Source organism: Arthrobacter sp. 05T423 (assembly GCF_056396245.1).
Map to the genome: position 1 here is coordinate 1 of NZ_JBFTLC010000056.1, position 12,224 is coordinate 12,224.

Consider the following 12,224-nt stretch of genomic DNA (forward strand, 5'->3'; position numbering starts at 1 on the left):
CACAACGACCACATCGGTGCCGCCCGCGACCTCGCCCAGGCCGTCGGCGCCCCGATCCACATGAACCCGGCGGACCAGGTCCTCTGGGAACAGGTCTACCCCGGCACGAAACCGGACCGGGAGATCGCGGACGGGGACGAGTTCCCGGTAGGTGGGGCGGTGCTGCGGGCCATCCACACCCCCGGCCACTCACCCGGGTCCACCTGCTTCCACCTCGAAGCCGAGAACACCGTATTCACCGGGGACACCCTGTTCAACGGCGGACCCGGCGCGACCGGACGGTCCTACAGCGACTACCCCACCATCCTGGCCTCCATCCGCGAACGGCTCCTGACCCTCCCGGCCGAGACCGTCGTCAGGACCGGACACGGGGAGAACACCACCATCGCCGCCGAACGCGAAACCCTCGCCAAGGCGGCCCAGTAACACTCAGCACGCAGCGGAACGGCCCCCGCCCTGGACACGGGGGCCGTTCGTGTACCACCCGCCCGTCGGCGCACCAGAACTCACCTCCTGATGCCAGGCCGCCGATGTCGTCGCCATGCCCTCCTCCCCCGCCCCGAAATCCAGTGAGCCTCAGTTCAAAAAGCGGCGGAAGCTGATAGAGCGTCCGGTCAAAAGCGGCGGAAGCTGATAGAGCGTCAGCATGGGAATCGCCTACAACTTCTCGGTGGCGATTTTCGGCGGGACGACACCGTTTCTTGTCCAGGGCCTGATCGAGGCCACCGGCGACGACATGGCCCCCGCCTACTACCTGATGGCGACGTCGGTCATTGGGGCGATCGCCATCTATTTCCTTCGTGAATCGGCGGGCCAGCCCCTGCCGGGCTCCATGCCGAGCGTGGACACCGAAGCCGAGGCGCACGAGCTCGTCGCTGCCCAGGACGCGCGGCGGTAGCCACGGACTCCACACACAATTGTGTCCCCGTCGTGAAGAGCGGCGGGGACACAATTTTTTATGCGGGCGTTTCAGGCAGCCCTACGCGGCAAACAGCGCCGTCCGTACGGCCTTCTCGAAGCCGTCGACGTGAATGCGGGCCAGCTCTGCCGAACGGGCCTCGTCGCCGGCAATCACTGCTTCAAGCAGGTCGACGTGCTCATGCACATGCCTGGAAAGATTGGGCAGCCGGTCCACCACCATGCACCAGATGCGCGTTGCGAGATTGTCGTAGCGGATCAGCACGTCTTCCAGGTGCGGGTTCGCCGCTGCAGCATAAATGCCCTGGTGCACCCTGGCATCCAGCCGCAACGTCTCCACCACTGAAGCGCTGTCCACGTCGAAGGAGTCCACTTCCTCCACAATGAGGCGCAGACGCTCCCGCGCTGCCGCAGAGGCCACCCGGGCGGCACGGGCAGCAGCAAGGGGCTCCAGCTGGGCCCTGATTTCCGAAATGAACGCGAGGTCCGTGACCTCCACGCGCGTCGCGAAGGTGCCGCGCCTCGGATAGGTCACCACGAGCCGGTCCACTTCAAGCCGCTTCAGCGCTTCCCTGACAGGTGTGCGGCCGACGCCGAGCTCCTTAGCAATCCCCTCGTCGTACAGCGGATCGCCAGGCCGGATCTCCAGGGTGAGCAGGCTGTCCCGGATCCGTTCATAGGCCACATCGGCCAGGGACCTCGAACCTCCGGCCTCCGTCACCGCCAAAGCTTCAAACGCCACCGCTCCGCCTCTCCTATGGGCCAACATTCGACTATTGACCTCATCCGCTCACCAGTATACGCTGGCCATCACCGCTGATATATCAATTAGGTTATCAACCATATATCTAAAGGATTTAGACATGACCGTTGTGGACACAGCCACAGGAACCAGGCCGGCTCCGCAGACCGCAGCCTCGGGAGAAACAAAAACCGGTAAGTTCGTACTCACACTGTCGTGTGTCGAACGTGCCGGCATCGTTCAGGCAGTGACCACGTTTCTGTTCGAGCGCGGATTCAACATCGAAGAGCACCAGCAGTTCGACGACGGCCTCCGCCAGACCCTGCACCTGCGCACGGCCTTCTCGGGAGCGACCGACTACGATCTGCAGACGCTCGAAGAGGAGTTCCGCCCCATCGCGGAACGCTTTGACATGAAGTTCGACGTCCACGACGAGACCAAGCAGCGCGTTCTGGTCATGGTGTCCAAGTTCGGGCACTGCCTCAACGATCTTATCTTCCGCTGGCGTGGCGGCAGTCTGGGCGGGGATCTGGCCCTGGTGGTCTCCAACCACGAAACCCACCGGGCCATGGCCGAGGCCGCCGGCCTTCCGTTCGTTCACATCCCCGTAACCCAGGACACCAAGCAGGAGGCCGAGCAGCGCCTGCTGGAGCTGGTCGACGAGTACGGGATCGACCTCGTGGTCCTGGCCCGGTACATGCAGGTGCTTTCCGATGACCTGTGCCGGTCCCTCGAGGGCAGAGCCATCAACATCCACCACTCGTTCCTGCCAGGGTTCAAGGGCGCGCGCCCGTACCATCAGGCCTACGCCCGCGGCGTCAAGCTGGTTGGTGCAACTGCCCACTACGTCACGGCCGACCTTGACGAGGGCCCGATCATCGAGCAGGAAGTCATCCGGGTGGACCACAGCTTCGGGCCGACCACGCTCTCCACCATTGGCCAGGACGCGGAGGCACTGGCCCTGTCACGCGCAGTCCGGTGGCACTGCGAACACCGCGTGCTGATCGACCAGGCCAGCACCATCGTCTTCCGCTAAAGCAGCCACGCACCTACCGCGGAAGCCCACAACCTCAATCAGCAGGAGAAACCACATGGCATCCACGCCACGAATTGTCATCATCGGAGCTGGCATCGTCGGGACGAACATCGCCGACGAACTGGTCGCCCGGGGCTGGAACAACATCACCGTCCTGGACCAGGGGCCGCTGAACATGCCCGGAGGCTCCACCTCCCATGCCCCGGGTCTGGTCTTCCAGACCAATCCCTCCAAGACCATGGCATCCTTCGCCAAGTACACAGTCGAGAAGCTGCTGTCGCTGACGGAGGACGGCGTGAGCTGCTTCAACCAGGTGGGCGGCCTGGAGGTCGCCACCACCGAAACCCGTCTCGCCGACCTGAAACGGAAGCTGGGCTACGCCTCTTCCTGGGGGATCGAAGGACGCCTCATCTCTCCGGCCGAGTGCAAGGAGCTCTACCCGCTCCTGACCGAGCAGAACGTCCTCGGCGGCCTCCACGTTCCAAGTGATGGCCTGGCAAGCGCCGCGCGTGCTGTTCAGCTGCTGATCAAGCGCACCGAGGCCGCCGGGGTCAAGTACCTTGGCTCCACGGCCGTAACCGGAATCGAGCAGTCCGGACGGCGGGTTACGGGCGTCGAGACGTCCGGGGGTATCATCCCGGCCGACATTGTGATCTCGTGCGCCGGCTTCTGGGGCGCCAAGATCGGTGCCATGATCGGCATGTCCGTTCCGCTGCTCCCGCTGGCCCACCAGTACGTGAAGACCACACCAGTGCCCCAGCTGAGCGGCCGCAACGAACTGCCGAACGGAGCCACGCTGCCTATCCTGCGCCACCAGGACCAGGACCTCTACTACCGGGAGCACGGCGACTGCTACGGCATCGGCTCCTACGCCCACCGCCCCATGCCCGTCGACGTCGAAGCTCTGGGAACCTACGCCCCGGAGACCGTCAGCGAACACAACATGCCGTCCCGCCTGGACTTCACCCTGGAGGATTTCCTGCCGGCCTGGGAGGCGTCGAAGGAGCTTCTTCCCGGACTGGCGGAGAGCGAAATCGAGGATGGCTTCAACGGCATCTTCTCCTTCACCCCCGACGGCGGACCGCTCCTGGGTGAGTCCAAGGAACTCGACGGTTTCTTTGTGGCCGAAGCCGTCTGGGTCACCCACTCAGCAGGCGTTGCCAAGGCGATGGCCGAGCTGCTGACCACGGGCAAGTCCGAAACCGACCTGGGTGAGTGTGACATCACCCGCTTCGAGGACGTCCAGCTCACCCCCGGGTACGTCAGCGAGACCTCGCAGCAGAACTTCGTGGAAATCTACGACGTCCTGCACCCGCTCCAGCCCCGCCTCTCGCCGCGCAACCTGCGCGTGAGCCCGTTCCATGCCCGGCACAAGGAGCTGGGGGCCTTCTTCCTGGAGTCCGGCGGGTGGGAGCGGCCGTACTGGTTCGAATCAAACGCCGCCCTCCTCAAGGAGATGCCGGCGGAATGGCTGCCGCCGGCACGGGACGCGTGGACCAACATGTTCAGCTCCCCCATCGCCGCAGCCGAAGCGTGGAAGACCCGCACGGCGGTGGCCATGTACGACATGACGCCACTGAAACGGCTGGAAGTGTCCGGTCCCGGAGCCCTGAAGCTGCTTCAGGAGCTGACGACCGCGGACCTGGACAAGAAGCCCGGTGCGGTCACCTACACGCTCCTGCTCGACCACGCCGGCGGCGTGCGGAGCGACATCACGGTGGCCCGCCTGAGCGAGGACACCTTCCAGCTCGGAGCCAACGGCAACATCGACACTGCCTACTTCACGAGGGCAGCCAGGCACCAGACGCAAAGCGGGTCCGCTTCCGACTGGGTCCAGGTCCGTGACACCACGGGCGGCACCTGCTGCATCGGGCTGTGGGGTCCGCTGGCCCGCGACCTGGTGGGCAAGGTCAGCGAGGATGATTTCACCAACGACGGTTTGAAGTACTTCCGGGCCAAGAGCGTTGTCATCGGCGGGGTCCCGGTCACGGCCATGCGGCTGTCCTATGTGGGCGAACTCGGCTGGGAGCTGTACACCAGCGCGGACAACGGACAACGGCTGTGGGATGCGCTGTGGCAGGCAGGACAGCCACTTGGAGTGATCGCGGCCGGCCGGGCGGCGTTCAGCTCGCTGCGCCTTGAAAAGGGCTACCGCTCCTGGGGAACTGACATGACCACGGAGCACGACCCCTTCGAGGCAGGCCTCGGATTCGCCGTCAAGATGGCCAAGGAGAGCTTCATCGGCAAGGGCGCGCTCGAAGGCCGGAGCGAAGAAGGCTCCGCGCGCCGGCTGCGGTGCCTGACCATCGACGACGGCCGGTCCATCGTCCTGGGCAAGGAACCCGTGTTCTACAAGGAGCAGGCCGTCGGCTACGTGACCAGCGCCGCGTACGGATACACGGTGGCCAAGCCGATCGCCTACGCCTACCTCCCGGGCACCGTTTCGCTCGGCGACTCCGTCGAAATCGAATACTTCGGGCGCCGTATCACGGCCACTGTTTCGGAAGAGCCGCTGTACGACCCGAAAATGACCAGACTCCGCGGCTAAACAGCCCGAGGGCCTCTGGGGGCACGCGGCCCGGCTCATCCTCGCAACGGGAGCCGGGCTGCGTGCAACCCCCTTTCCGCTCCAGCCCCTACCAGCCCAGGAATGGACAAATGATCGGTTCAGAAACAATTAATGACTACCTCGGCAGGCTTGCCGCACGGAAGCCCACCCCCGGTGGCGGCGCGGCCGCCGCGCTCCATGCGGCGCAGGGTGCGGCCCTGGTGGCGATGGTGGCGCGGTTCAGCACCGGCGACAAATACGAGCAGCATGCAGAGACGACGGCCAGAATCATTGCCGCCGCCGACCAGCTCATCGGCGAGACGCTGGGGCTGGCCGACGCCGATGAAGCCGCTTTCAAAGCTGTGATCGCCTCCTATAAGTTGCCCACCGCCAGCGACCCCGAGCGTGCGGCGCGTGCAGCCGCCATCGACAACGCACTTGTTCAGGCCGCCGAACCGCCGGCCCGGCTGATCGAGCTGTCAGGCGCCGTCGTGGAGCTCGCCGCCGAACTTCTGGATATTGCGAACCCGAATGTCATCAGCGACATTGCCGCAGCAGCCGACGCGGCCAGGGCTGCGGCGACTACGGCCCGCGTCAACATCGACATTAACGTGGTGGCCATCAAGGACGCCCAGGCCCGCACCTCACTTGCAGAACACACTGACGGCCTTGAAGAAAAGGTCGTACTGGCGGCGGACTCACTCGCACGCCAGGTACGGGAAAGGATCCTCCGATGACGGCATCCCAGCTTTCCGGCAAGCCCCTCGCCAAACTGATACAGCAGCAGGCCGCTGCCCAGGCCAAGGCCCTGGCCGAGGAGGGCCCAGGGCCTACCCTCGCCGTCGTGGTTGCGACCGAGGACAGCTCAACGCACTGGTACGTGCGCTCCATAGAGCGCGCCGCGGAAACCGCCGGCATCGGCTGCCGCATCATCGACGTTGGCCGCGACGCCACCGAACAGGTGCTCATCGCGGTGCTGAAGGACCTCAGCGCGGAGCCTTCAGTCAACGGCATCATCCTGCAGACCCCCCTGCCTCCCGGCGTCAGGACCCAGGAACTGGTCAAGTACATCGCCCCGGAAAAGGACATCGACGGCGCGAACCCGGTGAGCCTGGGACTCCTCGCCGTCGGTGAACGCGCCTTCGCGCCGGCTACAGCACGTGCGGTTGTGGAAATGCTTGACCACTTCGACATTCCGGTGGCGGGCCGCAGCGTGGTAGTGGTGGGCCGGTCAACCGTGGTTGGCAAGCCATTATCCCTGCTGCTTCTGCAGAAGGACGCCACCACTACCGTCTGCCACTCGAAGTCCGGGCCGCTCGGGAAGTACACCAAGACAGCCGACGTCGTAGTTGTTGCCGCCGGCCGCACCGGGCTGCTGACCGGCGCCGACGTTTCGGAACATTCAGTGGTCATCGATGTGGGCACCAACGTGCTTTCCGACGGCTCCCTCGCCGGAGACGTCGACGAAGCCAGCGTCCGTCCGGTAGCTGCCGCGCTGACGCCGGTCCCTGGCGGCGTCGGCTCAGTCACGACGGCGCTGCTGCTTCTCCACACCACCGAAGCGGCGCGCGGACAGTCGCGCGCAGCCCGGACGCCAGTCCTCACGCGGTAGCCGGGACAGTGATGGCACGCAGCACCGCGCCCCAGCCCACCAGCACCAAGGTCGTAGCGGACTGGACGGCGCTCATGCCCGGCGATTTCGTCACCGTGCTGGAGTCGTACACGCTTCCCCACAGCGGCTGGATCGACGACCTGACCGAGGACGGCCGCATCATCTGGCTGGTTCGGGCCTTTGGGGGAGGCCGCCGCATGTTCTTCCGCGAGAACGGCGACATCATCACAGTCGAAGGTCCCTAGGCAATGCACACCCCTACTGCACGGCAAAGATCTGAAGGACGAGCCCATGGCTTCTAAGGCCCCCCGCCACAACATCGACGAGTCAAGGCTGACTGTCAGCAAACCCAAAACCAAGGCCGTCGGCATCCCCGCCGTGGCCAACGCGCTGAAAATTTCCCTGGAGCAGATGGGCCCGCTGCGCAGCGTCCAGACGCTCATGGCGGTCAACCAGATCGACGGATTCGACTGCATGGGCTGTGCCTGGCCGGAACACGAAAAACGCAATGCCGCGGAGTTCTGCGAGAACGGCGCCAAGGCCGTGGCCGAGGAAGCTACCCGCCGCCGGGTGAGTCCCGAGTTCTTCGCCAGGCATTCCGTTGCGGACCTGAAAACACGCGACGACTACTGGCTGGGACAGCAGGGACGGCTAACCCATCCGATGGTCCTGGATGAGGGCGCTACCCACTACCGGCCTATCGACTGGGACGCCGCCCTGGAGCTCATCGCCGAGGAACTCAGGGACATGGAGGACCCTGGCCAAAGCGTCTTCTACACATCCGGGAGGACCTCGAACGAGGCGGCGTTCGTGTACCAGCTGCTCGTCCGCGGCGTGGGCACCAACAATCTGCCGGACTGTTCAAACATGTGCCACGAGTCCTCCGGGTCGGCCCTGGTGGAGACCATCGGCATCGGCAAGGGGTCTGTCAGCCTGAAGGATCTGGAGACGGCCAGTCTCATCTTCGTGGCGGGACAGAACCCGGGCACGAACCACCCGCGGATGCTCAGTGCACTGGAGAAGGCCAAGAAGAACGGTGCCGCGATCGTATCCGTCAATCCGCTCCCCGAGGCCGGACTCCTTCACTTCGAGAACCCGCAGACCATCTCGGGAACACTGGTGGGTACGCAGCTGACTGATGACTTCCTGCAGATCAGGGCCGGCGGCGACCAGGCACTCTTCCAGGGCCTCGGGAAATACCTGCTGGACGCAGAGCGTGCAGGCAGGAACACCCCCGGCCTGTCCACGGTTTTCGACCACGATTTCATCGCGAGCCATACCGTCGGCCTCGAGTCCTACCTTTCCCAGCTGGAACAGGTGCAGTGGGACGACATCGTCGAGGCAACCGGCCTGACCATGGAACAGATCAACGCCACCGGTGAACGGCTCCTGGCTTCCGGCTCCACCATTGTCTGCTGGGCGATGGGCCTGACACAGCACAAGCACTCAGTTCCCACCCTTCGCGACGTCGTCAATGTCCTGCTGCTGCAGGGCAACATCGGCAAGCCGGGGGCGGGAGTCTGCCCGGTCCGCGGACACTCCAATGTCCAGGGCGACCGGACCATGGGCATCTTCGAACGGATGCCCGGGAGCTTCCACGACCGGCTCGACCAGGAATTCCAGTTCCGTTCGCCCCGGGCGCACGGCTACGATACCGTCGCCGCGATCCGGGCGATGCGGGACGGCAAGGTCCGGCTGTTCGTGGGCATGGGCGGGAACTTCGTGCGGGCGGCTCCGGACTCGGATGCCACCGAGAAGGCCCTGGCCAATACCGGGCTGACGGTGCAGATCTCGACGAAACTGAACCACTCGCACTTGTCGACAGGACAACGCGCCCTGATTCTCCCAACGCTGGGCCGCACCGAACGGGATGCCCAGCGGTCCGGCGACCAGAGGGTCACGGTGGAGGATTCAATGAGCGCTGTTCATGCATCGCGCGGCCGGCTCAAGCCCGCCAGCGAACATTTGATGTCCGAGGTGGCAATCGTCTGCAACCTCGCACACAAGGTGTTCACCGGCGCAGACGGCCAGCCGCTTCCCAACAGGCCGGTGGCCGACTGGCTCTCGCTCCGGGACGACTACTCACTGATCAGGAAGCACATCGAGGCTGTCATCGACGGCTTCGAGAATTTCGAGGAGAGAATCCAGCACCCCGGCGGCTTCGTTCTGCCGCACCCGCCACGGGACAACAGGGAGTTCAAGACCCCGTCCGGCAAGGCGCACTTCACGTCGAATGCGCTGGAGTACCTTCGGGCCCCGTCCGGACGGCTGATCCTGCAGACCCTGCGTTCCCACGACCAGTACAACACCACGATCTATGGAAAGGACGACCGGTACCGCGGAATCCACGGAGGCCGGCGCGTTGTGTTGGTCAACGAGGCAGACATCGCCGAGCTCGGTTATGCCGACGGCGACCTGGTGGACCTGGTCTCAGAGTTCCGGGGTACGGAACGCCGGGCGGAAAGCTTCCGGATCGTGAGCTACTCAACGCCTAAGGGCTGCGCAGCCGCGTACTACCCGGAAACCAACGTGCTGGTACCACTGGACTCCGTGGCTGACACCAGCGGGACGCCGACGTCGAAGTCGGTCGTTGTGCGGCTTGAACCGGCAGGGGCCAAGGCAGAGGAAAATCAGGTGCTTGCAACCCTTCCGCCCTGATATATCTTTACGATATATTTGGAATATCAGGGTGCCGCCAGCAGCGCGGCGTCCAGGCCCGCACTGCCACGGGCGTAAACCGTTTCGTTTCCCGTAAACGGTGTTTCGGTAGCCTGAATACCTGGGGAGGTAAGCGCCGAAGCACCGCTTTCGGGAAACGAACAGGAGCGGCGGGAATCCAGGACGTGCGCCGCTGCGCGCGCAGCGCCCCGCCCGCTCCGCAACCATCCAACGAGGGGACCGCCAGTGGCAGCCCAAGCCCTTCAAACCGCCGGCAGTCCGCGCAAGGACGGCGGGCGTCCCGCTCACGGCGAGCACACCTGGGCGGAAGCACGCCGTCTGGCCTTCGACTGCGCCAGCCCCCTTGGACCAGAGCGCGTCCCCCTTGCGGAGGCGCACGGAAGAACCCTGGCGGCGGACCTCGTCGCGGTGCAGGAGATGCCCCACTACGCCTCGTCCGCCATGGACGGCTGGACTGTAAGCGGTGACGGCCCGTGGATACTGACAGACCCCGGAAAGCCCCTCCGCAGCGGAGAGGCCAGCCCCGTGGTCACAGGTGGCGTCATCCCTTCGGGCACACAGGCGGTGCTCCGTGTCGAGAGCGGGCGGCTTGCCACCGGCGCAGGCAGCCAGGCCATACTCCTGCTGGGTGACGCGGCTTCCCCCGGTGAACCCCGCGCGGGCCAGCACATCCGCAGGTCGGGCGAGGAAGCGGCAGCCGGCGAGCTGCTGATCCCCGCCGGTACAGCCCTGAACCCTGCGCATATCGCCCTGGCTGCCGTTGCCGGCTTCGACCAGCTGGAAGTGCGCGGCAAGCCGCTGGTCAAGATGGTGGTCACCGGATCGGAGGTGGTCACGGCCAGGATTCCGGCACCGGGGCAGGTCAGGGATGCCTTCGGGCCCCAGCTCAGCACAGTCATCCAAATGCTTGGCGGCGTCCCGGGGCCACTGGTCCGGATCGGGGACTCTTACGAGGAATGGCTCATGGCGCTCGGCGCCTCCGAAGCGCCGATGGGGCAATGGCCCGAGGTCGTCGTGACCACCGGCGGCACAGGGCGCTCTGGCGCTGACCACTTCCGCAACGCCGTGGCCGCGCTCGGCGGACGGCTCCTCATCGACGGCATCGCGATGCGGCCGGGCCACCCCACTGCCTTGGGCAAACTGCCAAACGGCCGCTTCGTCGTCGGACTTCCCGGCAACCCGCTGGCCGCCCTGATGGCCCTGTTCACCGTTGGCGGCCCGCTGCTGGCCGGACTCGGCCACCAGCCGCTGGCCGGCATTAGCCGGGTGCCGTGCGGCACCATGATCGACGCCCACCCCGCGACCACACGGCTGATGCCGTTTCGCTGGGTCAACGGCCTGGCGACTCCTGCCCACTACACCGGCCCCGGAATGATGCGCGGACTGGCCACGGCCGACGGCGTCATGGTGGTTCCGTCCCGCGGCGTTCAGCTGGGCGAGCCGGTTCCGGCATTTGCGCTCCCCTGGGTTCCTGCGTCCGGAATGTAGACGTTGTGTTCGGTAAATGACGGTGCGCATCGGCCGCAGTCCAGGATCGGACGTGTGAGGCAGGCGGGATGGCGCAAAGCCTGACCTCTGGTCACGGCGACAAAAGGGAGCACCTCTGATGGCTGCAAGAGACGAACCAGTGACTGATCGGGATCCGGACGCCCAGGGCGGAGGCGTCCAGTCTGTGGACCGCGCCCTCCAGATCCTGGAGATCCTGGCCCGGGACGGACACGCAGGCGTCAGCGACATCGCCGACGAAATGGGGGTCCACAAGTCCACCGCCTCGAGGCTGCTCGGATCACTGGTGTCCCGCGAAATCGTGCGGCAGAACACCGACCGCGGCAAGTATCAGCTGGGCTTCGGCATCCTGCGCCTGGCCAGCTCCATTCCTGGCCGGCTGAGCATGGTGCACGAGGCACGCCCCATCCTGGAGAGCCTCGCAGACCAATACAAGGAAACCGTCAATCTCGCTGTTCTGCGTTCCAACTACGCGGTGAACGTGGACCAGGCCATGGGCCCGTCGACGCTGGCCACCTCCGACTGGGTAGGCAGCCTCACGCCCCTCCATGCCACGTCCAGCGGCAAAGTGCTGTTGGCAGCGCTGCCGGTCGAAGAGCGGTCCCGGATCCTCAAGACGGTGGGCCTTCCGGCCCGCACCCCCCGGACTATCACGGACCGGGATACCTTGGAGAAGCAGCTCCTCGACGTCTCCCACGACGGTTATGCCGTTGTCCACGAGGAATTCGAGATCGGACTGACTGCGGTTGCCGTGCCGGTCTACAACCACTTCGGGACGGTCATCGGGGCCGTCAGCATCTCCGGCCCCGCCTTCCGCTTCGACCCGGAAAACACGCCAGGCCTGATCAAAGGCCTCCAGGAGGCCGGCCTGAGCATCAGCGGAAAGATGGGCTACACGCACCGATGACCCCGGAGCGAGGGTCCGGGGTCATCGGTGGCTGTTTGCGGTGCCTTAGGTTGCGGGGGTTTCTTTGCGTTGGAGGGTTTCGGCGCGTTCCTCCAGTGGCGGGGTATTCTCGTTGATGCCCAGGAGCGCTTCTCCTGTGGGCGGGACGTCGCCGACCAGTTCGTGGATCCAGTCGTGGAACGCGCCGATGTGGTGCTCGCTCGGAACCAGCACGCCGCCCTTGGCGTAGGACTTGGAGCCCATGCCCGGCTGGCAGCGTTCGCACGCGTCGAAGTC

The 12,224-nt window shown here is 65.5% G+C and carries 11 protein-coding genes and 1 pseudogene; 10 read left to right on the plus strand and 2 right to left on the minus strand.

Translation table 11 applies throughout. The annotated features are described in order from the left end of the window. Both AC1DFE_RS23245 and AC1DFE_RS23250 read left to right on the plus strand, forming a co-directional pair. A partial coding sequence (locus AC1DFE_RS23245) for an MBL fold metallo-hydrolase (RefSeq protein WP_476908201.1) occupies positions 1–426 on the plus strand: 426 nt, incomplete at its 5' end. A 220-nt stretch (positions 427–646) separates the two neighbouring features. Then, a pseudogene (locus tag AC1DFE_RS23250) lies at positions 647–898 on the plus strand (MFS transporter); the annotation flags it as partial. Positions 899–979: 81 nt separating this feature from the next. Here AC1DFE_RS23250 and AC1DFE_RS23255 read toward each other — a convergent pair. Then, positions 980–1,660: a GntR family transcriptional regulator gene (locus AC1DFE_RS23255; protein WP_476908202.1), complete on the minus strand. Its 681-nt coding sequence runs from the start codon at positions 1,658–1,660 to the stop codon at positions 980–982. Positions 1,661–1,781: 121 nt separating this feature from the next. On the opposite strand from AC1DFE_RS23255, the gene purU reads away from it, so the two are divergent. The 8 genes from purU to AC1DFE_RS23295 all read left to right on the plus strand — a co-directional run bounded on the left by purU (position 1,782) and on the right by AC1DFE_RS23295 (position 11,948). Next, entirely contained in the window at positions 1,782–2,696 is a 915-nt protein-coding gene (gene purU, locus AC1DFE_RS23260) for a formyltetrahydrofolate deformylase (RefSeq protein ID WP_476908203.1), read from the plus strand. Between the two features lie 55 nt (positions 2,697–2,751). Then, positions 2,752–5,244: a GcvT family protein gene (locus AC1DFE_RS23265; protein WP_476908204.1), complete on the plus strand. Its 2,493-nt coding sequence runs from the start codon at positions 2,752–2,754 to the stop codon at positions 5,242–5,244. A 110-nt stretch (positions 5,245–5,354) separates the two neighbouring features. Then, on the plus strand, positions 5,355–5,981 hold the full coding sequence (locus AC1DFE_RS23270) for a cyclodeaminase/cyclohydrolase family protein (RefSeq protein ID WP_476908205.1): 627 nt from the start codon (positions 5,355–5,357) through the stop codon (positions 5,979–5,981). Beyond that, positions 5,978–6,856, plus strand: coding sequence for a bifunctional 5,10-methylenetetrahydrofolate dehydrogenase/5,10-methenyltetrahydrofolate cyclohydrolase (locus AC1DFE_RS23275; RefSeq protein ID WP_476908206.1), 879 nt, complete (start codon positions 5,978–5,980; stop codon positions 6,854–6,856). The genes AC1DFE_RS23270 and AC1DFE_RS23275 overlap by 4 nt, the downstream gene beginning before the upstream one ends. Before the next feature lie 11 nt (positions 6,857–6,867). Next, positions 6,868–7,101 carry a hypothetical protein gene (locus AC1DFE_RS23280; protein ID WP_476908207.1) on the plus strand — a complete coding sequence of 78 codons (234 nt, stop codon included), beginning with the start codon at positions 6,868–6,870 and terminating at the stop codon, positions 7,099–7,101. Between the two features lie 46 nt (positions 7,102–7,147). After that, a complete protein-coding gene (locus tag AC1DFE_RS23285; RefSeq protein ID WP_476908208.1) occupies positions 7,148–9,514 on the plus strand; it encodes an FdhF/YdeP family oxidoreductase in 2,367 nt (788 codons plus the stop codon). Between the two features lie 246 nt (positions 9,515–9,760). Continuing rightward, a complete protein-coding gene (locus tag AC1DFE_RS23290) occupies positions 9,761–11,023 on the plus strand; it encodes a molybdopterin molybdotransferase MoeA (RefSeq protein ID WP_476908209.1) in 1,263 nt (420 codons plus the stop codon). 118 nt (positions 11,024–11,141) lie between these two features. Beyond that, complete coding sequence (locus tag AC1DFE_RS23295) at positions 11,142–11,948, plus strand: IclR family transcriptional regulator (protein WP_476908210.1); 807 nt, start codon at positions 11,142–11,144, stop codon at positions 11,946–11,948. 45 nt (positions 11,949–11,993) lie between these two features. Here AC1DFE_RS23295 and AC1DFE_RS23300 read toward each other — a convergent pair. Next, positions 11,994–12,224, minus strand: a 231-nt coding sequence (locus tag AC1DFE_RS23300; protein ID WP_476906388.1) for an SRPBCC family protein, incomplete at its 5' end; no start/stop codon positions are given.